We start from the raw sequence: 26,674 nt of genomic DNA, 5'->3' as shown, positions 1-26,674 counted from the left end.
GCCCAGTGAGGTATTCGACTTTTGATCGAAACCCGGGCCTCGGGGCGAGCATCACGTAAGTGTCGTCAGATGGCGGCTTTTGAACGCGCGTTTCTCCCGCCCGGGCAGGACGCTGCGACGACACTCGCGCACGCGGGTACGTGTGCGCTGGCGTGGCGGGAGCGGGGAGTTGGCGTGGCGGGAGCGGGGAGTTGGCGGTTCGTCGCCTGGGGCTGCCCGAATCGAACAAATAACTCTAACGAAGGAGATTTGACATGCGTTACCCGAAGAGCGGGCGCTTGAAGCGCACGCAGATCCTGGCCATAGCTTTTCTGACGCTGGCCGGTACTGTCAACTATTTCGATCGCAGCACGCTGTCGATCGCCAACCATTCGATCAGCCAGGAACTCGGCCTGTCCGCGTCGCAGATGGGTTTGCTGTTGTCCGGGTTCTCGCTGGCCTATGCGTTCGCACAGTTGCCGGTGGGGGCGTTGCTCGACCGCTTTGGTTCGCGAGTCGTGCTCGGCCTTGGAATTTTGCTCTGGTCCACCGCGCAATTTGCAGGCGGCTTCATTCAAACCTTGAACCAGTTTTTCTATTCGCGGCTTGTCCTTGGCGTTTGCGAAGCGCCGCTGTTTCCGGCCGGCGTCAAGGTCATCAGCGAATGGTTCGCCGCTCGCGAGCGTGGCGGCCCGACCGGCATTTACCAGTCGTCGAGCGCGATCGGCCCGATGCTTGGACCGCCGATCCTGACCGCGTTGATGCTGTCGTTCGGCTGGCGCCAGATGTTCGTCGTGATGGGCGCCATCGGGATCGTCATTGCGCTCGGCTGGATCGCTTTTTATCGCAACCGGGCCGAAGTCGAACTGACGGATGAGGAGGCCGCACACCTCGACGAGGGCGAGAATGCTCCATTCACGTCGCATGCGGTGCGTCTGTCCGAATGGGCTAGTCTGTTCCGCCAGCGTAACACCTGGGGAATGGTGCTGGGCTTTATGGGCGTGATCTATATGATCTGGCTGTATGTGACCTGGCTGCCCGCGTATCTCGAGCACGAGCGCCATCTGAGTATCGCCCGCACCGGCTGGGTGGTCGCCATTCCGTATGTGTTCGGCGTGCTGGGCATGTGTTCGAGCGGCTTTTTCGCGGACTTTATCGCGCGGCGAGGCATTTCACCGGTGAACAGCCGCAAGTGGCCGGTCTGCATTGGCCTGGTTGGCGCGGCGTCGTTTACAGTGCCGGCCGCCTATACACCCTCTACCACGATGGCCGTGATGTATCTGTGCCTGGCGATGTTTTTCCTGAATCTCGCCAGCGGCGGTGCGTGGGCGCTCGTGGGCGTTGCTGCTCCGCGCCGCCTGGTGGCATCGCTCGGAGGCATGCAGAATTTCGGCGGCTATCTCGGCGGCTCGCTCGCGCCGATTCTCACGGGCGTGATCGTCGACCGGACGCATTCGTTCGTCGATGCATTCCTGATCAGTGCGGCGATCGCACTCGTGGCTGCGCTCGTTTATCTATTCGTGGTCAAGGAAACGCGTACGGCGCAGCTTGTCCAGGAAATGGAGCATGCGGCGTAATGTAACGCTGACGCGGGTCTTGATCGGCCGGCCTCCCGGCGAGTCGCAATGCGAGCGCTGACTTGACCCAGATGAGGTGGGTGGGCACGAACGAGTTAGGGGCGTCCATTCGACGAATGGGCGCCCCTTTTAGCTAGTGCTGTTTCTGCGTCGATGCGAGATTGCCGTTTGTCGGATGGGTCGCACGGATATCGGCGATCGCTTCGCGCACATCGATCTTGCGCGGGATGTCCCAGTTCAAGCGCCGTTTGCCGGTCGAGCGCGTCGAACAGCGGCCCCTGGCAATGGTCTCAAGTACCAGCAAACGGAACTAGCGGCGCTCGCCATGCGCCTGTGGACTTTCCCCCTGATCCGGTTCGCCCGGAAAAGGGAGAAGACCGGATAATGCGCATGCCCTCTGCATATAGTTCGGTCCTTCCCGCGACGTAAAGCGAGCAGCGGGAGAGACGCGTTGGCTATCTCACACAAAAAATATGCAATCAGCATTAATCATCTAAAAAACAGATGCTATTTGCAGGGCCGCACGCTATTGTTCCAACTGTCAACATGTCGGCTGCATCCACAAAAATGCGCTTCAAGCCAAATCAGTTGCAGATCTGGCGTGTTTGACGTTGGTACGGTGGGGAATCAGCGCAGATGTGCGGGCGAACCAAAGTTGACTTTTCAACAAGGATCCCGCTGCGCGGTGCTTCGAACGCCGGCTGACCGAGGCGTTATCGGTTCTCGCTTCAACACAGGGGAAATCATATGCTACTGGACACGTTTCAGGTACGAAATCAGTTGCCGTTCATACCGCCTTCGTTTGGGTCACAAGAGATTGTTCTGCGGCACCTGGAAGCCGCCTCTGACGTTGGCGCCGTGCAACGTTTGCGCGAAGAGATCGATCTATCTGTACACGCGCAACTGAATCCCTTTTTTCATAGTGACGAAAAAAAAGAGACGACATTGGACTTTCAGTGGCGTTCGAACAGGACGGTCAACTAATCGGCACAATTCGCTTTGTGCCCATGACGCATGACTTGACGCTGACAGAAAAGCTGCACAAAAGCGTCAAAATAGATCCATCACTGCTTGAAGACAGCTGGGAAGTGGGGCGCCTCGTACTTGACCCCGCGTTCAGACATGGCCAGGATCAGTTAAAGAAATGCATGATGCTGGCGCTGGGTTTTGTCTATGAAAACACTTCTGGCAAGAATTTCCACGCCTCCTGTTCACATGTGCTGAGCCGGCTTTACCGCAGATTCGGGTTTTCGGCGCTCGCCACGAACGTGCCGCTGGCTGGAGCAGACAAGACGTATACGCTCATTCACGCTGCAATCGAGGATGTCTCGAGAGCCCTGATGGGTGGTTTTTCCGCTTGACGTTGTATGGATTGAGAAACGAGAAAGACATAATAAAGGAAGAAAAGCGATGCAAAATGAATTCATTAACTCACTGCGTCAAACGGTCGATCAGCATTGGGAACAGATCAGGGGCGGCCGGTTCTGGAATCGCGTCATGGAGAAACCGGTCACCAAGGAGTTGTATCGCGATTTAATGATCGAGATTCACCATTACACGAAGCATAATTCGATGAACCAGGCCGTCACGGCTTTCGTCAACGCGCCTGAGGGCCTGCTGAGGTTTGCGTATCAGCACGCGGCAGAAGAACTCGGGCACGAGCGCATGGCCGCTCACGATCTCGAAAGTATTGGCCTGCTTGACAGGGAGCAGCTGGGACGCGCGCCCCTTCCTGCAACCGAGGCGTTGATAGGATATTTGTACTTCGTGGCGCTCAGGTACGGCCCCATCGCACGGCTTGGCTACAGTTTCTGGGCTGAAAGCGTGTACCACCATATCGGCGATGTTCTCGGAAAGTTTCGCAGCGACCTCTCTCTGTCCGAGAGAAATATGTCCTTCTTTGTTGCTCATTCCACGATCGACAAGAAACACATCGTTCAAGTGGAAGAATGTATCGACCGGTACGCAAAGACACCTGCGGACCAGGCGCTGGTTCGATCAACCGCGGAGACGACGCTGTTCCTGACCGGGCAGATGCTGGAGCAGGTCGCGCAGCGACACTTATAAGCGAGCGGGGGAGCGCCGGCCGAGCAAAGCGTCTCCCCAATCCGCATTTATCTCAGGTCCTCAAGACTGCTTCCCGGCCATCTTCCCGGGTGCACGCCCCATGAACTATCTACGCAAGCTATTTGGCAGTTACGAGGACTACTGTAATTACAGGAAAGGAATTCTTAGATATGCCGGATTAGTGGGCGCTATCGGGTACCCGCTTTTCTATCTGATCTATAGATTTGTTCTTCCGCAACCGTACGACAATCTGGGCATGAGGTTGATTGCGTCGGCTTCGTGTGCGGCAGTGGTGATACGTGAGTACTGGCCCGCCCGACTGAGGAAATACTACTTCGCCTGGTCGTACGCGGTGGTGCTTTACTGTCTACCGTTCTTCCATGTGTTCATGACACTGAAGAATCACGGCAATCTCGTATTCATCGCAGATAGTTTCATGGCGGTCTTCTTTCTCGTATTGCTGACCGACTGGCGCAATACGGTCACCATGTTGTGCCTTGGGACAGGCTTGGGAGTGGCGCTTTACCTGGCGACAACGGATCAGACTTATTTGCCTTTGGATTATGTTGCCAGATTGCCGACAGTCATTCTGGTGGTAATCGGCGGAAGTCTCTTCAAGTTTTCCGAAAAACAATTGCAGGAAGCCAAGTTGCGCGGCGCGACCGCACTGGCAGGGTCGATCGCGCACGAAATGCGTACCCCTTTGAGTCGTATTCAGTACAGTCTTGACGGGGCAAGCCGGGCGCTGCCTGAGCCTACGACGAACCCTGACGTCCAGCCGTTGACGCGAAAGCAGATCAATGATCTCTATGCTTTTCTGTCTCAGGGCCAACTCGCCGTCGAGCGCGGCTTGCAGGTCATTGCGATGACATTGGACGAGGTGAACGCCAAGTCCATCGATACCAGCAGATTTGCGCCGATTCACGCATTCGATGCGGTACAGAAAGCGCTGGCTGAATATGCGTACGAAACGGAAGAAGAGCGCGCGATCGTGTCGCTTTCGGTCGTCGAGGACTTCGTGTTCCGCGGCGACGAGACGCTTTTTATTTTCGTCCTGTTCAACCTCTTGAAGAATGCCCTTTATTACCACCGCCTCCATCGTGGAATGAAGGTCGTCGTGACTGTGCAGGCGGGTCATGTCATTGTCAGTGATACCGGACCGGGCATCCCGCAATCAGTATTGCCGCGTCTGTTCGACTCGTTCCAGACATCGGGCAAAGCGGGTGGTACGGGCCTGGGGCTCGCTTACTGCAAACGGGTCATCGCGGCGTTCAATGGAGATATTTCTTGCGATTCGGTCGAAGGCGAGGGGAGCCGGTTTACCCTCCGATTCCCGCAAACCGCATCAGCCGAGGAGGACGAGCGTGCTCAAGTATCAACACGAGACTCTCTCGCGATCTTTGCGGGTAAGCGGCTACTGATCGTCGACGACGACTCCACGCAGCGCATGGCGATACGCCGGCAACTGACTGGTCTCGGGATGGAGATCGACGAGGCGCACGACGGTCAATATGCGATCGACCGCATGCGGGCGACCCGCTACGACCTCGTGGTGATGGATTTGAGGATGCCCGTGCTCGACGGGTATGCTGCAACGCGATTGATTCGTAGCGGGGTGGTCGCAGGCCACCAGTCGGTACCGGTCCTCGCCTGTACCAGCGAACCGTCGCATCTCGTGCGCATGAAGATCGAGAGATCGGGCATGTCCGGAATGATCTCCAAGCCGTGCAAACACGCTGATCTTGTCCGCGCGTTGCGATCATGTCTTGACCGCTCGAGTGTTGCTGACGACGTGTTGGCGGGCAAGACGGCTATCCTCGCGGATGACGACGAGGTCGGTCGGCGCATTGCACGAGGCTGGCTGGAGAAGTACGGCATCAAGGTGATCGAGGCGAATCACGGCCAGGAGGTGCTTGATATGATCGCCGGCGGGCAGCGATGCGACGTCATATTGCTGGACCTGAACATGCCGGGCCTCAGTGGTTTGGAAACCACCCGGGCGATCCGTTCCTATTCAAGTGATATGTCCGCAATACCGGTCATCGCACTGACGGGGTACTCGGATGCGGTCACGGTGGAATCTGCGTTCAACGCAGGAATGAACGATGTCATGACAAAGCCGGTCCGGGGCGCGGTCCTTTTCGAGAAGCTGAGTCAGCATGTTTGTTCTGGCATGACCGATCTGCGGTGGCCCGTTGCGACGCCGGACGCTGCGGACGACGCAGACGGAAAAGTCCACGCCCCGGCAGTTCAAAGTGAAAATCTCCTCGACATCGATCGCCTTCAGGAGTTGAAACGCGACGGCTTGCTCGTCGAGTTGGTGGGCGACTATCTTCTGACGCTTGATCCTCTAATCGCCCGGCTCGACGCAAGCCTTGTGTCGAACGACCTGGGCGACGCCCATGAAGCGTTGCATTCGCTGCTTGGCGTAAGCGCAAACATTGGTGGAGCGGCGCTGCACCGACTGGTAAGGCGGCTCTATGTGCCGGTAGCGAACGAACACCGGTGGCCATCGGACGAAAACTGGTTGTGTGAACTCAGGAACGTGATGGCGGATACCGTTCGGCTGCTGCACCGCGAATGCCCGGCTCTGGGGTCGTGACGTAGTCGGCTATTCGATAGAAGCGGGTAGCGTCGCACAAGCCTGCGAGGCCTTATTTTCCTTGCGGGAATTCCATATTTCGAATATATTCGAAATATGGAACAGACAGACATCATCCGCGCGTTGGCGGCGCTCGCCCACGACCTGCGCCTGAGCGTGTTCCGGATGCTGGTTGTCGCCGGGCCGGCCGGATTGACACCCGGCGCCATGGCGACACAGCTGGATGTGCCCAACGCGACGCTCTCCTTTCATCTGAAGGAGCTGATGCTCGCCGGGCTGGTCACGCAGGAGCGCGACGGGCGCAGCCTGATCTACCGGGCTGCCTACGAGCAGATGAACGCGGTCCTCGGCTTTCTGACCGAGAACTGCTGCCAGGGGCAGGCCTGCCTCACGCCGGGCGCAAATTCATGCCAATGCTGACGGAGAGCCATCATGAAGCGGTTCCACATTCATGTTCGCGTGAACGACATCGCAACTAGTGTCGCGTTCTATTCGAAGTTGTTCGGCGCAGAGCCGACACGCACCGAAACGGACTACGCGAAATGGATGCTGGACGATCCTCGCGTGAACTTCGCGATCTCGACACGCGGCACGAAGGTCGGTGTCGACCACCTCGGTTTGCAGGTGGATGACACGGCGGAGCTGGCCGAACTCGCGCAGCGTGCGCAGGCCGCGGACATGACGTTGCTCGACCAGGGCGAAACGACCTGCTGCTATGCGCGCAGCGACAAGCACTGGATTGTCGATCCGCAAGGGATTGCCTGGGAGCATTTCCATACCCTCGAGAGCGCCCCGGTCTACGGCGAAAGCCGGCAGGAAGTGCCGGCGCCGGGCGCGGCGGCCTGCTGCGGGCCGAGCGGCAAGTCCGTTGCCATTCCCGTGAAACCGGCCGGTTCGGCCTGCTGCTGATCGCGCAACGCGTCCGATAACACCATGCCCACCAACGTCCTGATTCTCTGCACGCACAATTCCGCGCGCAGCGTGCTTTCCGAAGCCATGCTGAACCACTGGGCGCGCAAGCTCGGCAAGGACGTACGCGCGTTCAGCGCCGGCAGCGCCCCGAGCGGCCGCATCAATCCGTTCGCGCTCGAAGCACTGGCGAACGCGGGTATCGATACGGAAGGCTATCGCAGCAAGAGCTGGGATGAGTTCGCGCGGAATGGCACGCCGCAAATGCGCATCGTCATTACGGTGTGCGACAGCGCGGCCGCTGAACAGTGCCCGCTCTGGCCAGGAAGCCCGGTCAAGGTCCACTGGGGCTACGCCGATCCGTCGAACGCGCCGGGCGGTGATGAAGGCAAGCGCCAGGCATTCGAGCTCACCCGCCAGGCCATCGGTTATCGCATGCTGCAACTGCTTGAATTGCCCCTGGAGCGGCTCGGGAATGCCGAGCTTCAACAGGCACTCGACGCCATTCTGCAAAGCTGAAACCTTTTTTGTCCAGTCGTCCCATGAATACCCCCAACGTCGCGGCTTCGCGCAAGACCGCTTCGAAACCGGCCATCAGCTTCTTCGAGCGATACCTGACTATCTGGGTCGCGTTGTGCATTGTCGCAGGCATCCTGCTCGGCCAGGTTCTGCCAGGCGTATTCCAGGCAATTGGCCGGATGGAATACGCACACGTCAATCTGCCGGTCGGTCTGCTGATCTGGGTGATGATCATCCCGATGCTCATCAAGGTCGACTTTGGCTCGCTGCATGAAGTGCGTCAGCACATCAAGGGCATTGGCGTCACGCTCGTCGTCAACTGGCTGGTCAAGCCTTTCACGATGGCGTTCCTCGCGTGGCTCTTCATCAAGCAGCTGTTCGCGCCGATGCTGCCAGCGGCGCAGCTCGACAGCTATGTGGCCGGGCTGATCCTGTTGGCCGCCGCGCCCTGCACGGCGATGGTGTTCGTCTGGAGCCGCCTGACCGGTGGCGACCCGCTGTTCACGCTCTCGCAGGTGGCACTCAACGACAGCATCATGGTGGTCGCGTTTGCGCCGCTCGTCGGCCTGCTGCTCGGCATCTCGGCGATCACGGTGCCATGGGCCACGCTGCTCACCTCGGTCGTGCTTTACATCGTGATTCCCGTGATCCTCGCGCAGATTCTGCGCAAGGTGCTGCTCGCCGCTGGAGCGGCGGCGTTTGATGCTGCAATGGCCAGGATCGGCCCCTGGTCGATCACCGCGCTGCTCGCGACGCTGGTGCTGCTGTTCGCGTTCCAGGGTGAAGCGATCCTGAAGCAGCCGCTCGTCATCGTACTGCTCGCCGTGCCGATCCTGATCCAGGTGTTCTTTAACTCGGCGCTGGCGTACTGGCTCAATCGCGCGGTCGGCGAAAAGCACAACATTGCCTGCCCGTCTGCGCTGATCGGTGCGTCGAACTTCTTCGAACTGGCCGTCGCCACTGCAATCGGCCTGTTCGGTTTCAACTCGGGCGCCGCGCTCGCGACGGTCGTGGGCGTGCTGATCGAGGTGCCGGTCATGTTGCTCGTCGTGCGGATCGTCAACCGTTCGAAGAACTGGTACGAGTGCGCGTGACGGTTACGGAAAGAACCATACATCGACGGGAAGGGTAAGCGTGTCTGATCTGCCGACTGAGCTCACGACTGAACTGCCGCAGGTTGATCCCGCACTGTTCCGCATTCCGGACATTCACCGCCTTCAGGCCACGAAAACCTCGCGCCATCCGCCGCGCATTCTGCTGCTCTATGGTTCTCTGCGTGAGCGATCGTTCAGCCGCTTGCTGAGCGAAGAAGCGGCCCGCCTGCTCACGGCGATGGGCGCCGAAGCGCGCACGTTCAACCCGAGCGGCCTGCCGCTGCCCGACGATGCGCCGGACACTCACCCGAAGGTGGCCGAACTGCGGGAGCTGGTCGTGTGGTCGGAAGGCATGGTCTGGTGCTCGCCGGAGCGCCATGGCGCAATGACCGGCATCATGAAATCGCAGATCGACTGGATTCCGCTCTCGGTCGGCGCGCTGCGGCCAACGCAGGGCAAGACACTCGCGGTGATGCAGGTGAGCGGCGGCTCGCAGTCGTTCAATGCGGTCAATCAGATGCGGGTGCTCGGACGCTGGATGCGCATGCTGACCGTCCCGAATCAATCGTCGGTGGCCAAGGCATTCATGGAGTTCGATGAAGCCGGCCGCATGAAGCCGTCGGCTTACTTCGATCGCGTGGTGGATGTAATGGAGGAACTGGTGAAGTTCACGCTGCTGACCCGCGATATCGGTCCGTACCTGGTCGATCGTTACAGCGAACGCAAGGAAAGCGCCGAGGAACTGATGAAGCGCGTGAACCAGGCCAGTATCTGAGCCGTGCGGGACGTGATGTGGGTCGAGGGCTATGGCGCGATCAGCGGACTGCTGTCGACGCGCGCCACGGTCGCCTTCGGCCAGGTCATGATGGTTGCGCGTCGTCGCGATGGCGCCGGAGTAGCGACAACCAGGTAACATTCTTTTTTGAGCTTTAGCGAAAGACCTCTCATCAACTCATGGAAACCCGCATCTACACTGCGAAGCGCGCCCGAATGTCCGTGGCGTTCGAAGTCCTGGTGGTATTCCTGAAGCTGGGTCTGACCAGTTTTGGAGGGCCCGTCGCACACATAGGCTACTTCCGCAGGGAATTCGTCGAACGGCGCCGATGGCTCGACGATGAGACGTTCACCGATCTCGTCGGACTGTGCCAGTTTCTGCCGGGCCCGGCCACCAGTCAGGTGGGCTTTTCGGTTGGCTTGCTGCGTGGGGGCTGGTTGGGTGGCCTCGCGGCATGGATCGGTTTCACGCTGCCTTCGGTCCTGCTGCTGCTCGCATTCGCAGTCCTCTCGCCCCGACTGAACAGCCCGATGGGCTCGGGGTTCATCCACGGTCTCAAGCTCGTCGCCGTGGCGGTGGTCGCCCAGGCGGTGTGGGACATGGCGCGGCGCCTCTGTCCGGATCGGCGGCGTGCGGCGATCGCGCTCGTCGCCATCGTCATGTCCGCGCTTCTCGCGACCGTGTTCGCGCAGCTTGCGGTTATCGTCTGCGGCGCCGTGCTGGGTCTTGCGCTGTGCCGCGAGAGTGGCGCCGCAAACGGCATCGCCGCCCCGGCGCACATGCCGTTTTCTCCGGTAAGTCGCACGGTCGCGATCTTCGCGCTCGGCCTGTTCCTCGCACTTCTGTTTGCGCTGCCGGTGCTGGCGCGGCTCGACACCACGCACGCGCTGGCGGTCTTCAACGCGTTCTATCACTCTGGTGCGCTCGTGTTCGGCGGAGGACACGTGATCCTCCCTTTGTTGCAACAGCAGACGGTTGCGCCGGGCTGGGTGACGCCAAACGATTTCCTCGCCGGCTATGGCGCCGCACAGGCAATCCCGGGGCCGCTCTCAACGTTCGCCGCCTATCTCGGGTGGATCGCGAGCGGTGTGCCGAACCGCTTGCCGGGTGCGCTGATCGCCACCGCGGGCGTGTTCCTGCCGGGGCTGCTGCTGGCGATCGCCGTGTTGCCGTACTGGCAGTCGCTGCGCGCGCATCCGTCGATGGCCGCGGCCCTCACTGGCGTGAACGCCGCGGTTGTCGGATTGCTGGCCACTGCACTCTATTCACCGGTCTGGATCAGTGCGGTTCGTTCGGTACCTGACTTTGCGGTGGCCTGCGTCGCATTTGTCCTGCTTGTGCGCTGGAAGACTCCGCCCGTCCTCGTGGTCGCGCTGTGCGCGCTGGCAGGGCTTGCCAGCGCAGTGATCCGATGAGTACGCTCGCGGGCGATATCAGCGCTAGAGTGCGAGTGCCTGTTCGATCGGGGTCGTCGATGAAATGTCCGTTAGCCGCTGTAGTCGCGGCAGCAACCGCTTTCCTGCTCGAGGCGGCAGGTTTTGCGTCGTCGGCTCGCGCCGAAAGCACGCCACACCAGAAGGACATCGCGCAACACGGCGCTGAGGTGATGCCGTTTTCGCTTGCGGCCACCACTCACATCTTTACGAAGACCTCAGACGGCGGGATCCAGCAGGTCGTCGCGAGGGGGCATGACTCGAAGCAGGTCGCGCTGATCCAGAGACATCTTGCCGCGATCGCCCGGCAGTTCTCGATGGGCGATTTCGAAGCGCCTGAGACGATCCACGGCAAGGACATGCCGGGGCTCGCCACGCTGCGTACAGCACAGCCGGGCTCACTGAAGATCCACTATCGCGACTTGCCCGATGGGGGCGAAATCGCATACCGGTCGGCCGAACCTCGCGTCGTCGCCGCGTTGCACGAATGGTTCGATGCACAGTTGTCCGATCATGGCCACGACGCGATGGCAGGGCACGATTCCGGCATGATGCAGCATCATCGGATGGATGCCTCGACAGCGGAATAGACCGTGCATATGGCGCACGGCGAATCCCTGACCCTGCAGACTGCAGGGCCCGACGATTCTGTGGCGGAAGCCGCCGAATAGGCTCTCAGCGCGGTTTCACCCGCAGGTGCGGAATCCCACGAATATGTCGTTTCGGTGGGGCAGATAGAAGTTTCGGTAGCGGGGATTGCACATCCTGTCGTGTGTGGCGAATGACGCGCCCCGCACGCTCCTGTGCGCATGAAACCAGGGGGCGGAATAGTCATGGTACGGGTCAGGCGAAAAGCCCGGGTACGGCTCGAAAGTATTGGCCATCCATTCCCAGACGGACTCGCCCCAATCGATCAGTCCATTGCACGCGGCGTATTCCCACTCGGCCTCTTTAGGCAGGCGTCGACCTTGCCACCGGCAAAAGGCTTCCGCTTCGTATGCGTTGATGTGGCAGATGGGCAGAGAAACCGGCAGTGGCTCCCATCGTCCGAACCAGCGATGCTGCCACTCTCTGGACCCGTTGCTCGATTCACGCCAACGCCGCGGTGCCTTCAGCCCCGTGCGCTTCAACCACGCCAGCCCCTCGCCTGACCACCAGCGCTCGTCGACATACCCGTTCGCCGCGACGAATTCCGCGAACTGAGCATTGCTCACACATTGACGGTCGATTCGCACCGGCCCGATCGTCACGAGGTGCCGCCATTTTTCGTTGTCGAACACGAATCCTTCGTCCCGCGCCCCTCCTGTCATGAACGTCTCGTCGCCAATCGCGATGTGGCTCGCGCCGGCACGACGCTCGAGGGGCGACAGCACGAGCGGCGCGTGCACTGGATAGTCCAGCGTCTGTCGCATATAGGTCAGCGCCTCGGCATGCATATCCTCATGGTACAAGGCAAGTCGGAAATAATAGAGGGCCTGGTCGGTATCTTCGGCCGCGGCGAGCCGGGCGCGCACGAGTTCCAGCACGGCACGGGCGTAGTCGATAATCTGTGCAAGCGGTGGCAGGTCCAGAAGCCAGAGATCGTCGTGGGGCACACGCCCCGAGTCGAACCAGCGGTCGGCATGCTCGAGCAGGGAAGGGCGCGTGGGTATGAAGCGGCCCTGCGCGTCGGGTTGTGGATCGCGCAGTATCCAGTGTTCCGTGAACCAGGCAATATGCGCATATTCCCACGCCGGCGGATTGATGCCGGAGTCGCAGGGGACCTGCATCTGCGCGGGCGTGAGGTCCGCGAGGATCGCCCATGTGCGCCGATGCGCGTCGACGAATGCCGCATCCAGCTGGGATTTGTCCAGTCTGCGCGATGTCACTCTGTCAGTTCGTAACGCCATGCGTCCTCCAATGACCAGAATTTTCATCGTCAGCCCGGCACTTCGAAGCACCAACAACGGCAACTGGCAGACCGCTCATCGATGGTCCACGTTTCTGCATGCAGACTACCGCGTTTCGCTGGGCGCGGAGTGGAGTCCAGCTGATCGGCCGCAGGAGCTGCCCGCATGTCTGATTGCATTGCATGCGCGACGCTCGGCACCGAGTATTGCCAGATTCGCGGATGCCTGCCCCGGACGTCCGCTAGTGGTCGTCCTGACGGGCACCGATCTGTACCGCGATATTCGCAGCGACGAAACTGCCCGTCACTCGCTCGATCTTGCCTCACATCTGGTCGTGTTGCAGGAGGAAGGCCTGGCGGAATTGACGGCTGCGCATCGCGCGAAATGCCGTGTCATCTACCAGTCCGCGCCGGCGCGCACATCCGATGTGTCCCAAACGCGCCGACGGCGAACGTTCGATGTCGTGCTGGTCGGCCACATGCGCGCGGAGAAGGACCCGTGCACGCCGATGCGCTCGTTGGACCATCTGCCCGACGATTCGCGAGTCCGGCTGATCCATATCGGCCGCGCGCTGGATGACGAGTATCGGCACGCTGCGCAGGCATTGCAAGCGCGGGTATGGCGGACCGTGCAGCGGTACGTATGGTTCGATGGGCTGCCGCATGGCGATACGTTGCGGCGCATTGCCAACGCCCAGGCATTGATCGTTTCAAGCGCGATGGAAGGGGGCGCCAACGTGATCATTGAAGCGGTGAATGCGGGTGTGCCGGTGCTCGCCAGCCACATTCCCGGCAATATTGGCATGCTGGGCCGCGACTACGACGGCTACTTTCCGCTGGGAGATGACGAGGCGCTGGCCCGGTTGCTCGACAGGGCGAGCCGGGATCGGGCTTTTCTGACCGCGCTGCAGCAGCAGTGCGCCCGTCGGGCGCCATTGTTTGCGCCCGCGTTGGAAGAAGCGCAAGTAATACGACTGGTAACGGAGGCCTTGGCTCAAAGATCTCCCGTCAGCTAAAGCGCGCTGTGGCCCACCGCAGTCGCGGCCTTGGTCGAGCCGTCGCATCTGCAATCGTTCTTCCTGGTTCGTGCTACCTGTCGCGACGCGGTGGCTGGACTCTGCGGCTCGACAGCAACTGGCCGGATCACATGCCTTCACCGCTCCATCATCGTGGTGTCGATGCGGGTGCCACGCTTGATGAAGAGCGTGACGGGCGTCTTCTCGCAGATCTCCGCGAGACGGGTCCGTTGCGCGGCGTCGAGGGGCGCATCCACGACGACGGCGCGGCGAACATACTGATTGCCATCATGGTCCACATGTAGAGTGGTAGTCACGTCGATGGTGCCGTCGGGCCAGCCCTTGCGCTGCATGTACATGCGCAGCGTCGCGGACGTGCACGCGGCGAGGCCCGCAAGTACGAATTCGAAAGGGGCAGGGCCGCGATCCTGACCGCCTTCGTGCGGCCCCTCGTCGCCGGCGAGCGCATGCCTGCCAGCTTCGAGGGAGACGAGATAGTTGGGGGCATCGGCGGCAAGTCGCGCGGAGGCGGTGGCAAGTGGCATGGTATCTCCTCGTGACTGTACGCTCGCCGCGGCAGTGGCGGATTGCGACGGAGCGCGTTCGGTTTCGCCGGCGGCTTGGGGGACCCGGCGCTGGCTGGAGCGATTGTGCCATCACCCGCGAGGCGGCGCTCAGCGCAGCCCTTACGACCCAGCGCTGCTTCGCGTCGTACTTCGGCTGCCGGCTTGATCGGAGCGTTGCGAGCAGCGGACCCGCATCAAGCTGGTCTCAGTTCAACCGGCTTGCGAACTACTGCAGTGCAATCTGGCCACCGGCAGTTTGATCCGCGAAATCGCTGCTCGAATGCTGCGGAAGTCGCAGATACCGCGTGTGTCCGAACAGATACGGCATACCCAGAACCAGTACCGGTGAGTGGAATATCGCGTCGCCCGATCTGGCCAGATTGGCGCCCTGCAGGTTGAACGTCACCGGCATGGTGTCATCGTCAGGCACGCCAACCTGGATCGTTTGGTTGGCCGTGCCGTTGATGTTCAGACTCGACGAAACGATGTTGGCTGGTGCGCCGGTATCGAACATCACCGAAGCGCGGACTCCGTTGATCGAAGCCGCTAGCATCTGCTGCGAATAGCCGGGGATGAATCTCACACCCGTCACCGGATTGTTAGTCTCGGTACCCAGGCCAAACGTCAGCGTGCCCGACGTACTGGCATTCGGGAACGAGAGGATATACCCGTTGTTGTCGTGAGCAAAACGGACGACAGGATTAGCCGCTTTGAGAGAATTGGTCAGGTCCTGGTTCCGTACGCAGGAATTGCCGGTGCACACCGACAGCGTGTCGCCATCGGACAGCTCGTTCCCGATACCCAGAATGCCGTTGTACAGCGTTGGAAGTACGCCGTAAGCATTGCACGTCGCCGAACCGCCGGCATAAGCGTTGTTGATGACATGCACCGGCACGCTGGCGGCTGTTTCGCCGGAGATCTTCACATCGGCGGTAACCATTGGACCCCACCCGGATCCGACAACGTATGTCACGCAGTCCGCGAGCGCGAAACCGTTGTAGATTTCCTGAGGAAGATTCAGCGAGGAGGGCAGAGCGGACTGCCACAGACGCAGACCGACAGACCCTGTGTCGATTTCGACATTGTCGATGTTCGCACAGTTGCTAGTGCCTGGCTCGCACACCGTAACCGTCATCGTCGGCGTGTTGTTCGAGCCAAACGTCATGTTGACGACGTTTGCCGCCGGTCGGGACGATTGCTGCTGCGGTGGAGAACTATTCCGGGTGCTTCCGCCGTCACTACTGTCGCCACCACTACCCCCGCCACCGCATGCTGAGAGCCCGACGATCAGGCTGATCGCGATGATTTTCACGATTGCGGTCACTGTCATACTTTCCTCGAAACAGTTGATTGGCCATCCATCCGACCATCGAGGTAGAGAGTTTTTGAGCGGTCTCCTGATTCACCGCGATTCGTTCCTTACCACATCGAAAGCACCGATTGTTCGCATTCAGTGTTGCCAAATATGCGCGCGCCGCAGGACTGGAATCTGTGCGCTGGCGAGCGCTTCCCAGACGGTGGCAGCATCGGGTGGTCATGCGGCGGCTTTCCTGCGTGAGCGGTTCAGTTCAGCGCTCCAAACCGGTCAGCCACCAATAGCGCTCGAGCGCCTGGTGACGACCGGAATAGCTTTGGTTCATAACTGAATTGATCTCATGGCTCACTGCTGGACGCCTGGTCGCAGTTAGCGCGCGGAACACGGCCTCGAACGTGTGCGGCTGTGCGCACTGGTGCAGGCGATCGGGGAGAGATTAAGGCCGACGGGGTATTCCGGCGACTTCAATCTCTCCGCATGCGAACAACTAACGCCAGCAGGCGGGCACGCATCTCTTCGGCCGGCAAGTGCGTAGGCCAGCCGTGACCAGGCAGCAGCCAGTCGAAGCGATACGCTGCCAGCTTGCCAAGGGATTCGGTGAGCTCAGACCATGAATACCAGCACGCGTCCCTGAACGCGACGAGGTCCCGCGCGCGCGGGCTCCAGGCAAGCGAATCACCGGAGAACAACACGCTGTCATCGAGCAGGTACACGACGCTACCGCGCGTGTGTCCGGGCACAGGGATCGCGCGCACACCGGCCGCAATATCCGGCGCCGCTCCATCGTCGAGCACGTCCGTCGCATAGGGTGCAGCCGACATGTCTTCGCGGTGAATCCAGACCCGCGCGCTGAAATGACGGGCGTATTTATCAGCGTCCGCGACGTCGTCACGATGCGACAGAAGTATGTGCGCGATGCCACCGTTGTCATCAAACCATTTCACCAGTTCCGCCGCATAGCGCGGTGAGTCGATCAGCAGATTGCCGTCCGGACGCTTCGCAAAGTAAGAGTGGGCGCCAAATGACGACCGCGCGTTAAATCCGCAGCGCCACACCGCCGACGTGATCGGCTCTGGAAAGATCGCGGCGCTCGGACGAGGCTGCTTCGTTTCACTGCGTACCGACGCCGTAGGACAGACGAGCACCGCGCGCCAGGCGGCGAGGTGCTCTTCGGGCGTAACGGGCTGCCGCACGAAGACGCTCTTCTCGTTTCGTTCGACGATCAGCCCAGGCGCGACGTGCCGCGATGCGCCGCAATTGATGCACGCCGTGTCGATGTACCACTCGCCAGGCACGGAGTCGGCGTTGCGGGTTGGCTTCATTCGATGCTCCTGATCCGGAAAGCCGCGGACGTGCCCGCGGGAAGGCCAACGTGGATCCCTTCCGGTTCTGTTACTCAATCGGGAGGGCGTCGGGCGGTTGCGTGCGGAAGGTCACCGCAGGCGTCACCCCGCCGACGATCGTTGGCATTTCGCGGTACTCGGACCAATGGTTGCGCGACAACCAGATAGCAGCTCCTCGTATCGCCCTCGCATTGCTCTGGTTCATCAGTAACTATATGTCAGATGCGCGCCGTACCGCGAATCTGACAGAGTCGCGGCTTGCGTACAAATGAAGCCTCGGATCGGTGAAACGTACGAAAACGTCTCAAAGTCGCTCCGCTACATCGAGGAAGCCGCGAAATTTACGCACGGAAATCGGAGTGGGAATCTTCGATCAGGCGCAACGCGGCTTGCCACGCAACATCGACGATGCCGGTGGAAGAATCCATTTCAAACTGCCGCGCCGTGTGTTCGCATACGTCGGCACTGGGGACATTGAGTGGTGCACCGCCAGACAATGCTTGAATTTGAGCCTGGCAGGCACGCTCGAGCATGTAGATCTCGTGAAATGCTTCGGCGGCGGACGCCCCGCCGGCGATCAACCCATGGTTGCGCAGGATCATCGCTTTGTACGCCCCCAGGTCGTTGACCAGGCGTTCGCGCTCGTCGAGATCGAGGGCAATGCCTTCGTAGGCGTGATATGCCAACCGGTTATAAAACTTGAGCGCATGCTGAGAGATCGGAAGAAGACCGGATTGTTGAGCGGAGACGGCGATGCCTGCTGCCGTATGTGTATGAATGACGAAATGCAGGTCGGGACGTGCCATGTGGATCGCGGAATGGATCGTAAATCCCGCGGCATTAACGTGAAATTGCTCGGCATCTGCTTCCGCACGCTCATCGACGACATTGCCGAAGCAGTCAATCTTGACGAGATCCGATGCGCGCATTTCGTGGAACAGGACGCCGTACCGATTGATCAGGAAAACGGGCGCCTCGCCAGGCAAGCGCGCCGAGATGTGTGTATCGATCAGATCGGTCATACGGAAATGCGCGAGCAGCCGGTAGAGCGCTGCGAGGTCATTGCGAATCTGCCGTTCGTGCGCATTCCAGCAGAAGTCGGATGGTTTGAATTGGCTCATGTTCATGGATGTCTTGGCATCACCGTGGTTGACTGGATCTTCGACAGAGACAGCAAACGCGCTGCTCGAGGCAAACGTGCGAAGCAGCATCGGGGGCCTGACGGGCGGTACTACGGCCGACGCCAGTGGACGAGTCGATCAACGCTAGAGAACGTCGAGTGCTCGAATCGCCGACGTCTGACTATCCCTGTCTTCCGATGCCCAACGAACCTGCATCTTGCCGCGCACGGAGCACACGAAAAAGTGCTGGCCGCAAACTTTTGGTTCAGGTATTTCTAAACTTTCGACGTCGTTCGCTTTAAGGCAAGTGCACCGGACCGGCAGGTGCATGCCCGCGATTACCAGATGGAGGTACGGTTGGCTTCAGTCACACCCGACATGCGGTTGCTCCGCGTATTCACTAGCGTCGTTCGTCATCAGGGCTTTGCCAGTGCCCAGCAAGAACTGAACCTGTCGACGTCCGCGATCAGCACATATATGAGTCAGCTCGAGGAACTGGTTGGCGTCGTGCTGTGTCATCGAGGTCGAGGCGGCTTTAGTCTAACTGCGAAGGGCGCTGAATTCCATCTCGAGGCTCAAAGACTGCTCGGTGAAGTGGAGGGATTCGAACGCTATGCGGCGGGGCTGAAGGGCGAGATGCGAGGAAATTTGAGGATCGGTGTTCTGGATGGTCTGGTCACGGACAGCGCCCTCCCGCTAGACGGCGCAATCGGTGCCTTCGTTCGCGCGCATCCCGCCGTGAACCTGAACATGCATCTTCAAACGCCCTACGAACTGCAATTGAGTGTCTTGAGCAACCGGTTAGATGTCGCAGTCGGCGCATTTCAGTTGAGGATGAACGGGTTGCTCTACCAACCCCTATATCGTGAGCAGCACTGGCTCTATTGCGGCGACAAGCATCCGCTTTTCGACCAGCAGCGGATGTCAGAGCAGGATGTCGCCGGCCAGCGTATGGTGGGGCGGTCCTACTGGAACCTAGCCGAGCATGCCCGGCATGGGCTCAAGGGAACGGAATCGACCGTCGACAGCATGGAAGGGCAGTTGATTCTGATTTTGTCCGGCGCATACATCGGGTTTCTGCCCGAACACTTCGCGCAGCCCTGGGTGAATGCCGGACGGTTGCGAGCCATCTCGCCCGCCACGTTTGGATTTCACGCGCCATTCACCCTCGTCCTGCGACGAGGGCGCGCCAAGGAGCCGCTGGTGCAGGCGTTTCGCGAAATACTCAAGCGCCAGATTGGCGCCCGAGATTGAACTCAGCGAGCCGCGCTAGATGGCAGGCGAAACCATGTCCGCCTGGTTTGCACCGAATCGTGACTCGATACCGATGAAGCGCCTCACGCGTTCGGCCTCCGGACTGATACGAATCAGTTCCGGCGACGCGGCGAGCCGGACGATCCCAGCTTCCATAAACACCACGCGATCGGAGACCGACATCGCGAAATTCATTTCGTGCGTGACGATCACCATCGTCATACCGTCCTTCGCAAGGTCGGAGATGACAGCCAGCACGTCTCCTACAAGCTCCGGATCGAGCGCAGAGGTGGGCTCGTCGAACAGCATGATGTCCGGCTCCATTGCCAAAGCTCGGGCTATGGCCACACGCTGTTGTTGTCCTCCCGAGAGTTGGTGCGGGTACTTGTGCGCATGGGCGAGCATGCCGACCTTGTCCAGAAGTGCCATCGCTCGCTGCTCGAGATCCTCATTCGCACCACGATGGTGGTAACGCGGCGCCATCACGACGTTGTCGAGAATCGTGCGATGCGGGAACAGGTTGAAGCTCTGGAACACCATCCCGATACGGTTGCGCCCGGCTCTCTGGAGCGGGCTGTCGGGCCGCGCGCCGGCCTTGATATAGGCATCGCCAAACAGATCGATTTCGCCGGCGTCGATGCGCTCGAGCGCGTTGATCGTGCATATCAGCGACGTCTTTCCCGAACCGGACGGCCCGATGATCGAAATGACCTCCCCGATCCCCACTTCGAGATCGATGCCCTTCAACACCTCATGGTTACCGTAGCGTTTGTGGATGTTCGCGAGCCGAAGTGCCTTCGTCGCATTCTTTGCGATCGATTTTGCAGGCGCCGGTGGAGTCGACAGAGGTCGATCGCGTAGCGATGCGAGTTCGACGTCCGAAAGGGTGCCGGCCCGGCGCCGCGTCAGGTCGAGCCATCGCTCAGCGTGATGCAGCATCCAGCCGAACACGGTCACGATCATGACGTAATAGATTGCGATTGCGAGCAACGTCTCCAACACGAGAAAGTTCTGCGCGTAAAGTCGCTGCCCGACCATCAGCAATTCCGTCAGCGAAATGACCGACACGAGTGAAGTCAGTTTGACGCAAGTGATGAATTCGTTGACCAGGGTCGGCAGAGCAATACGAAACGCTTGCGGGATGACCACAAGCCGCTGCAGGCCGAGCGCCCGAATGCCCAGCGCGGTGCCTGCTTCGTATTGTCCGCGCGCAACCGAGAGCAGTCCGCCACGGTGAATCTCGGCCATATACGCAGCTTCGGTCACGACGAGCGAAATGAAACCGGCCGAAAACGGATTGGAAAGCACCATCCCGGAGGCGGGGAATATCTGCGGCAAGTTGAAGACGAAGACGATCACGACCAGCAGCGGCACGCTGCGGAAGAACCAGATATACAGGTTGGCCGGCGTAGTCAGCCACCGCTTGCCCGAGAGCTTCGCGAGCGCCAGCGGAAAGCCGAGCAGCATGCCGGCCACCCATGACAGTGCGCTGAGCTCTACGACGGTCAGGCTGGCCTGCCAGAAGGCAGGCAGCGAAAACAGCGACAGGAAATAGGCAAAATCGAAGTGCATGAGAGTCTCACTCCACGTTTATACGCAGTAGTTCGCTGATAGTCAGGATGATTTGGCAGGAGGCAGCAGGTTGTATTTCTTGATGATCTTGCTGTATTCGCCGCTGCGTTCGAGTTGCTCCAGCGCCTTGTTCAATGTGCCGTAGAGCGCCGGATCGTCCTTTCTCACGTAAATGCCGAGCGTTTGCGGCTCGATCAGTTCGGTCGACGTCACGACCACGCGGCCGGACGATTTGTCGGCGAGCATATGCGCCGCGACGGCAATCTCCATCTGGGCTTGCACGTTGTTCGACAGTAGGGCCTGGAGCGCCTCGGGAGCGGACGGGAACTCGCTGATACTGATTTCTCCCTTGCCCTTGGCCTTGCAATAGTCGTCCGAGACTTTATGCAATGTCGGAGCCCACGATGCACCTTGTTCGACCGCGACACGCAAGCCACAGAGATCGGTCATCGCCTTCGGCTTCACGCTTGCGGATGCGCCGGCCAGAATCGCGGCGCCCGTCTGTGCATACGGAATCGCACGCGCCTGCGCTACCCGTTCAGGCGTAACGTACATACCCGAAATCACTGCGTCGTAGTGCCTGGCATTGAGGCCGAGAATGAGGCCCGAAAAGCGCGTGTCGACAAAACTGGCGGTTGATCCGAGCTGCTTCGCCAGCGCGCGGGCCAGTTCCGGATCCGCACCGACGATTTCGCTGCCGGCATACGATTCGAAGGGCGGATAGCTGATCTCCATGCCGATCTTCAACTGTCCGGAAGCAAGCGGTTCTGCCGTGGTTTGGGCGTTGGCGGCTGGATGCACGGAGGCGACAGCCGCGAAGGTGAGCAGGAGGCGGGCTGTAGTCGACTTTGCGGTCATGGTCTTCCTCTACTGGATTGGTGAAAGTGATCAATGGTGCGCGTCGAGGACAACGCCGGTCGCAAGCGATTCGGCGTCGAACCATCCGATCGCCCATGTGAGCGGTAGGGCCTGCCCGAAGCACGCTCTGACCGCCGAACGACAATGCGTTTGGCGACTGAAGGAGGTAGCGCACTGAGGTCACATCGAGCGCGTTTCGGAGCGGACAAAGGCGGGATCCGGTTGGCGCAGACCGATAGTGCATGTCTGCGCAACCCCGAAAAATAGCGGACATTAAACTGTTAGTTTGGCGATTTCTAAACTATCGCCGAACAGCAGTCGCGAGTTGTTGCGTCGTTTTTCAAAGGGCTTTTCTGAGGCGGGGCCAGGTAATGGAGTCGTTGTGTCTCCAATGCCTCATCTCCTCGCCTGGAAATAGTGCTGACGCACCATCGCAGTGCGACATCGTGTCAAAACAGGTCGCGTCGGCAGCGATAGGCACCGGTGTACCAGGGCGGTCTCTGTTGCAGCAAGACCGCAAACTCAAGGATCGTCCCGCATGGCATGCCCCTTGCATGTCGCAAGAGCAAGGGGTCAAAGGCGATCCCTCTTCATGGCAGTTCATCGCATCACCTGATCACCCGCTTTGGACAACGGCGTCCCCCGGAACCAGTCATCCGACTGGCTCCGCGGGACGCTTTTTTTTCTGGAACGACGATGGCAGACAAAGCAACCCGGATAGACCTCTTCAGCCTGCGCACGCCCGCGATGCGCGCTTTCCATCTGACGTGGATGGCGTTCTTCGTCTGTTTCTTTGCATGGTTCGCATGCGCGCCGTTGATGCCACTGATCAAGCGTGAATTCGGGCTTTCCGCTGACCAGGTCGCCAACATCAACATCGCTGCGGTCGCCGTCACGATCCTGGTGCGCCTAATCATCGGTCCGATGTGCGACCGCTATGGACCGCGCAAGGTCTACTCGGCACTGTTGTTCATGGGTGCGTTTCCCGTGCTCGGCGCCGCGTTGTCCACGGGCTATGAGAGCTTTCTGCTGTGCCGCCTGCTCATCGGAGCGGTGGGCGCCAGCTTCGTCATCACCCAGTACCACACGTCGATGATGTTCGCGCCGAATGTGGTCGGCACCGCCAATGCCGCGACCGCCGGCTGGGGCAATACCGGGGCCGGCGCCGCGCAGGCGCTCGTGCCGCTGCTGCTGGCCGCAGTCATCATGCTCGGCGTCGGCGAATCGTCGGCATGGCGGCTCGCGCTGCTGGTTCCAGCGCTCGCGATGCCGGTCATGGCCGCGTTCTACTGGCGCTTCACGCAGGACTGCCCGCAAGGCAACTTCGCGGAACTGCGTGCAAGCGGCATTGCCATCGACGGCGGCAAGAAGGGCGGCTGGGCGAGCTTTCGCGCGGCGTGTGCGAACTACCGCGTGTGGATGCTGTTCATCACCTACGCGGCGTGCTTCGGCGTCGAGGTCTTCATTCACAACATCGCCGCGATCTATTACGTCGATCACTTCCAGCTGTCGCTGAAGGCGGCGGGTATCGCCGCGGGTAGCTTTGGCCTGCTCGCGCTGTTTGCCCGCGCGTTGGGCGGCTGGCTGTCGGACAAGGCCGCTGCGCATCGCGGCCTCGGTATTCGCGCTAACTTGCTATGCGTGCTGATGATCGGCGAAGGGCTGGGCCTGGTGTGCTTCGCGCACGCCGACAGCATCGCACCGGCCCTGGTCGCGATGCTGGTGTTTGGCCTGTTCACGCACATGGCCTGCGGAGCGACCTATGCGCTCGTGCCGTTCATCGATCGCAAGGCGTTGGGCGGTGTGGCCGGCATCATCGGCGCTGGAGGCAATGTCGGCGCGGTGGCTGCCGGCTTTCTAATGAAAAGCGTCGGCAGTATCCAGCAGACGCTGGCGATGCTCGGCGTGCTGGTTACGTTGTCCGCGCTCTGTGCGCTGGCGGTTCGCTTCAGCAGCGAGCACAAGGAGCGCGAAGCGGCGCTGCGCGAGCGCGCTCTGGCCGCCGCCAGTAGTCAAGGCGTCGCAAGTTAAGGGACTTCCAGTCGGACCCGCGCCGATGCCTCACGGCCTACGCGCGTCGTATTCGAAAGCGGGACAGGTCGCAGCCTGCTGCACGGAGAAGGTGCTGCGCCGCACCATCATTGCGCGTCGCTGCATCAGAATGCTTCAGTCCGCGTCGAGCGCAAGCGCCGCGCAACATGCCGCTCCACCCATGTGGCGCGGCCACGGCGGCGAGTTGGTCTCTGATGGCATGGTGCTTGCGTAACAAAGGTGGCGGATCAACGGCGATCTGCCCAGCATGCAGCAAATAGTTTCTCCCCAGATCACAGGTTTTTTGGACAACGGCGTCCCCGAATTCAGTCGCACTAGCGATTGCATCCGCGGGACGCCTTTTTATTTGCCGGACACGTCATGCCGCGAACCGCATTGGAAATGGATGAAGCCCCCGTCACGAACGTTGTGGTCGTGGGCCACGGAATGGTCGGCCACAAGCTTCTCGAATGCCTCGTAGACGATGCGCGCTCCGCGCTGCACGTCACGGTGCTGTGCGAAGAACCGCGTCCCGCGTATGACCGCGTGCACCTGTCCGAGTTCTTTTCCGGCAAGTCGGCAGTGGACCTGTCGCTCGTCGAGCCCGGCTTCTTCGAGCGTGAGAACGTGCTGCTCAAGCTCAGCACGAAGGCGGTGTCGATCGACCGGCAAGCCCGCACGGTGAACCTGTCGAGCGGCGAGACCCTGTCTTACGACAAACTCGTACTCGCCACCGGTTCCTCGCCTTTCGTTCCGCCGATGACAGGCAGTGATCGTCAGGACTGTTTTGTCTATCGCACCATCGAAGATCTCGAAGCGATGCAGGCCTGCGGCGCGCGGGCGAAGTCGGGTGTGGTGGTGGGCGGCGGCCTGCTCGGACTCGAGTGCGCGAAGGCGCTGCACGACATGGGACTGGCCGCGCATGTCGTCGAGTTTGCACCGCGGCTGATGGCGGTGCAGGTTGACGAAGGGGGCGGACGGATTCTGCGCGGCAAGATCGAGGAACTGGGCGTACAGGTCCACACCGGCAAGCATACGCTCGCGATCGTCGATGGCGAGTCGGGCACGCACCGCATGCAGTTCGCCGACGGCACCCATCTCGACACCGACATGATCGTGTTCTCCGCGGGCATCCGTCCGCGCGACGAGATCGCGCGCGCCTGCGGCCTCGAACTCGGTCCGCGCGGCGGCATCGCGATCGATGCGAACTGCCGCACCAGCGATCCCGACATCTACGCAATCGGCGAATGCGCAGCATGGAACGGCATGGTGTACGGGCTGGTCGCGCCCGGCTATGACATGGCGCGTGTTGCCGCGAAGCATCTGCTCGGCGACGACGCGGGCTTCGCCGGCGCGGACATGAGCACCAAGCTCAAGCTGATGGGCGTTGACGTCGCCAGCATCGGCGATGCGCACGGCAAGACGCCAGGCAGCCGCACCTACCAGTTCAGCGACGAACGCAAACAGGTCTACAAGAAGCTGGTGGTGTCGGAGTGCGGCAAGCAGCTTCTCGGCGCCGTCATGGTGGGCGATGCGACCGAATACGGCACGCTGCTGCAGATGATGCTCAACAGCATCGAGCTACCCGAAGCACCCGAATTCCTGATCCTGCCGCAAAGCGACGGCAACGCGAAGCCAGGACTCGGCGTCGAAGCGCTTCCCGAGGCTGCGCAGATCTGCTCGTGCAACAACGTCTCCAAAGGCGAAATCTGCGCGGCGGTGCGCGCGGGTGCTACCGACATCGGCGCGGTGAAGAGCGCGAGCTGCGCCGGCACATCCTGCGGCGGCTGCGTGCCGCTCGTCACGCAGGTGATGAAGGCCGAGATGAAGAAGCAGGGCCTCGCGGTCAATAACCACCTGTGCGAGCACTTTCCGTACTCGCGCCAGGAGCTGTATCACATCGTGCGCGTCGAGGGTGTGAAGAGCTTCGGCGCCCTGCTGGCCAGGCACGGCCATGGCCTGGGTTGCGACATCTGCAAGCCGGCCGTCGCGGGCATCCTGGCGTCGTGCTGGAACGAGTTCGTGCTGAAGAAGGAACATGCGGGTTTGCAGGACTCGAACGACTACTACCTCGCCAACATCCAGCGCGACGGCACGTATTCGGTCGTGCCGCGCATGCCGGGCGGCGAGGTCACGCCGGAGGGCCTCATCGCCGTCGGCCAGGTGGCGAAGAAATACGGCCTCTATACGAAGATCACGGGCGGCCAGCGGGTCGATCTGTTCGGTGCGCGTGTCGATCAACTGCCCCTGATCTGGGAGGAATTGATCGCGGCGGGATTCGAATCGGGCCACGCGTACGGCAAGTCGCTGCGCACCGTGAAATCGTGCGTCGGCTCGACGTGGTGCCGCTACGGCGTCGGAGATTCGGTGGGGCTCGCCGTTGAGATGGAAAACCGCTACAAGGGCCTGCGCTCGCCGCACAAGCTCAAGTTCGGTGTGTCGGGCTGCACCCGCGAATGCGCGGAAGCGCAGGGCAAGGACATCGGCATCATCGCCACCGAAAAAGGCTGGAACCTCTATGTGTGCGGCAATGGCGGGATGAAACCACGCCATGCGGAACTGCTCGCGTCGGATCTGGACCGCGAGACGCTGGTGCGCTACATCGACCGCTTCCTGATGTTCTACGTGCGCACGGCCGACCGTCTGCAACGCACCAGCGTATGGCGCGAGAACCTCGAGGGGTGCCCCTATGTGGTTCGTCAAGCGTTAGGGGCGGATTTCGGTTGATAGAAGGTGCCGTCGCGCAGCATTGCGA

The 26,674-nt window shown here is 60.8% G+C and carries 21 protein-coding genes and 1 pseudogene; 15 read left to right on the top strand and 7 right to left on the bottom strand.

Annotated elements, in window-relative coordinates; genetic code table 11:
• Window positions 1-254 precede the first annotated feature (254 nt).
• From EVC45_RS29170 to EVC45_RS29120, 11 genes are all read left to right on the top strand, one after another.
• Window positions 255-1,556, top strand: a complete 1,302-nt coding sequence (locus tag EVC45_RS29170; protein ID WP_129961658.1) for an MFS transporter — start codon at window positions 255-257, stop codon at window positions 1,554-1,556.
• Between the two features lie 956 nt (window positions 1,557-2,512).
• Entirely contained in the window at window positions 2,513-2,917 is a 405-nt protein-coding gene (locus tag EVC45_RS29165; RefSeq protein ID WP_129961657.1) for an N-acetyltransferase, read from the top strand.
• 49 nt (window positions 2,918-2,966) lie between these two features.
• Window positions 2,967-3,623, top strand: a complete 657-nt coding sequence (locus EVC45_RS29160) for an iron-containing redox enzyme family protein (protein WP_129961656.1) — start codon at window positions 2,967-2,969, stop codon at window positions 3,621-3,623.
• A 100-nt stretch (window positions 3,624-3,723) separates the two neighbouring features.
• Window positions 3,724-6,225 (top strand): response regulator, encoded by a 2,502-nt coding sequence (locus EVC45_RS29155; RefSeq protein ID WP_129961655.1) that lies wholly within the window; start codon window positions 3,724-3,726, stop codon window positions 6,223-6,225.
• A gap of 96 nt (window positions 6,226-6,321) precedes the next feature.
• Window positions 6,322-6,645: a helix-turn-helix transcriptional regulator gene (locus EVC45_RS29150; protein ID WP_129961654.1), complete on the top strand. Its 324-nt coding sequence runs from the start codon at window positions 6,322-6,324 to the stop codon at window positions 6,643-6,645.
• 12 nt (window positions 6,646-6,657) lie between these two features.
• Window positions 6,658-7,134, top strand: coding sequence for an ArsI/CadI family heavy metal resistance metalloenzyme (locus EVC45_RS29145; RefSeq protein ID WP_129961653.1), 477 nt, complete (start codon window positions 6,658-6,660; stop codon window positions 7,132-7,134).
• Between the two features lie 24 nt (window positions 7,135-7,158).
• The gene (locus EVC45_RS29140) at window positions 7,159-7,653 is read left to right on the top strand and encodes an arsenate reductase ArsC (protein WP_129961652.1); all 495 of its coding nucleotides are present in this window, start codon (window positions 7,159-7,161) and stop codon (window positions 7,651-7,653) included.
• A 23-nt stretch (window positions 7,654-7,676) separates the two neighbouring features.
• Window positions 7,677-8,747, top strand: a complete 1,071-nt coding sequence (gene arsB, locus EVC45_RS29135) for an ACR3 family arsenite efflux transporter (protein WP_129961651.1) — start codon at window positions 7,677-7,679, stop codon at window positions 8,745-8,747.
• A 40-nt stretch (window positions 8,748-8,787) separates the two neighbouring features.
• Entirely contained in the window at window positions 8,788-9,522 is a 735-nt protein-coding gene (gene arsH / locus EVC45_RS29130) for an arsenical resistance protein ArsH (RefSeq protein ID WP_306770800.1), read from the top strand.
• A gap of 179 nt (window positions 9,523-9,701) precedes the next feature.
• Window positions 9,702-10,937 carry a chromate efflux transporter gene (gene chrA, locus EVC45_RS29125; RefSeq protein ID WP_129961650.1) on the top strand — a complete coding sequence of 412 codons (1,236 nt, stop codon included), beginning with the start codon at window positions 9,702-9,704 and terminating at the stop codon, window positions 10,935-10,937.
• A 59-nt stretch (window positions 10,938-10,996) separates the two neighbouring features.
• Window positions 10,997-11,545 carry an aspartate carbamoyltransferase gene (locus EVC45_RS29120; RefSeq protein ID WP_129961649.1) on the top strand — a complete coding sequence of 183 codons (549 nt, stop codon included), beginning with the start codon at window positions 10,997-10,999 and terminating at the stop codon, window positions 11,543-11,545.
• A 96-nt stretch (window positions 11,546-11,641) separates the two neighbouring features.
• Here EVC45_RS29120 and senA read toward each other — a convergent pair whose 3' ends face one another.
• Window positions 11,642-12,871, bottom strand: a complete 1,230-nt coding sequence (senA, locus tag EVC45_RS29115) for a selenoneine synthase SenA (RefSeq protein ID WP_248295298.1) — start codon at window positions 12,869-12,871, stop codon at window positions 11,642-11,644.
• Between senA and senB the strand changes: the two genes are divergently transcribed.
• Entirely contained in the window at window positions 12,843-13,859 is a 1,017-nt protein-coding gene (gene senB, locus EVC45_RS29110) for a selenoneine biosynthesis selenosugar synthase SenB (RefSeq protein ID WP_129961703.1), read from the top strand. The two genes, senA and senB, sit on opposite strands and share 29 nt — an antisense overlap.
• 137 nt (window positions 13,860-13,996) lie before the next feature.
• Here the strand turns inward: senB and EVC45_RS29105 are convergent, their stop codons facing one another.
• The 4 genes from EVC45_RS29105 to EVC45_RS29090 all read right to left on the bottom strand — a co-directional run bounded on the left by EVC45_RS29105 (window position 13,997) and on the right by EVC45_RS29090 (window position 18,210).
• Entirely contained in the window at window positions 13,997-14,404 is a 408-nt protein-coding gene (locus tag EVC45_RS29105) for an OsmC family protein (protein WP_129961647.1), read from the bottom strand.
• A 247-nt stretch (window positions 14,405-14,651) separates the two neighbouring features.
• The gene (locus tag EVC45_RS29100) at window positions 14,652-15,755 is read right to left on the bottom strand and encodes a DUF3443 family protein (RefSeq protein ID WP_129961646.1); all 1,104 of its coding nucleotides are present in this window, start codon (window positions 15,753-15,755) and stop codon (window positions 14,652-14,654) included.
• Between the two features lie 449 nt (window positions 15,756-16,204).
• Window positions 16,205-17,062, bottom strand: a complete 858-nt coding sequence (locus EVC45_RS29095; protein ID WP_129961645.1) for an MBL fold metallo-hydrolase — start codon at window positions 17,060-17,062, stop codon at window positions 16,205-16,207.
• Window positions 17,063-17,424: 362 nt separating this feature from the next.
• Window positions 17,425-18,210 carry a class II aldolase/adducin family protein gene (locus EVC45_RS29090; RefSeq protein ID WP_373683085.1) on the bottom strand — a complete coding sequence of 262 codons (786 nt, stop codon included), beginning with the start codon at window positions 18,208-18,210 and terminating at the stop codon, window positions 17,425-17,427.
• A gap of 351 nt (window positions 18,211-18,561) precedes the next feature.
• On the opposite strand from EVC45_RS29090, the gene EVC45_RS29085 reads away from it, so the two are divergent.
• Window positions 18,562-19,458: a LysR family transcriptional regulator gene (locus EVC45_RS29085; protein ID WP_129961644.1), complete on the top strand. Its 897-nt coding sequence runs from the start codon at window positions 18,562-18,564 to the stop codon at window positions 19,456-19,458.
• A gap of 15 nt (window positions 19,459-19,473) precedes the next feature.
• Here the strand turns inward: EVC45_RS29085 and EVC45_RS47695 are convergent, their stop codons facing one another.
• Together EVC45_RS47695 and EVC45_RS29075 are read right to left on the bottom strand one after the other, a co-directional pair.
• Window positions 19,474-21,030: an amino acid ABC transporter permease/ATP-binding protein gene (locus EVC45_RS47695; RefSeq protein ID WP_129961643.1), complete on the bottom strand. Its 1,557-nt coding sequence runs from the start codon at window positions 21,028-21,030 to the stop codon at window positions 19,474-19,476.
• A gap of 42 nt (window positions 21,031-21,072) precedes the next feature.
• Window positions 21,073-21,888, bottom strand: coding sequence for a transporter substrate-binding domain-containing protein (locus EVC45_RS29075; protein ID WP_129961642.1), 816 nt, complete (start codon window positions 21,886-21,888; stop codon window positions 21,073-21,075).
• Between the two features lie 696 nt (window positions 21,889-22,584).
• On the opposite strand from EVC45_RS29075, the gene EVC45_RS29070 reads away from it, so the two are divergent.
• On the top strand, window positions 22,585-23,919 hold the full coding sequence (locus EVC45_RS29070; RefSeq protein WP_129961641.1) for an MFS transporter: 1,335 nt from the start codon (window positions 22,585-22,587) through the stop codon (window positions 23,917-23,919).
• Window positions 23,920-24,321: 402 nt separating this feature from the next.
• Window positions 24,322-26,601 (top strand): annotated as a pseudogene (gene nirB, locus EVC45_RS29065) (nitrite reductase large subunit NirB); the annotation flags it as partial.
• Window positions 26,602-26,674: the final 73 nt, after the last annotated feature.

The organism is Paraburkholderia sp. UYCP14C, assembly GCF_004197395.1.
Classification (GTDB): Bacteria; Pseudomonadota; Gammaproteobacteria; order Burkholderiales; family Burkholderiaceae; genus Paraburkholderia.
This window is presented reverse-complemented; position numbering and strand designations above follow the sequence as displayed.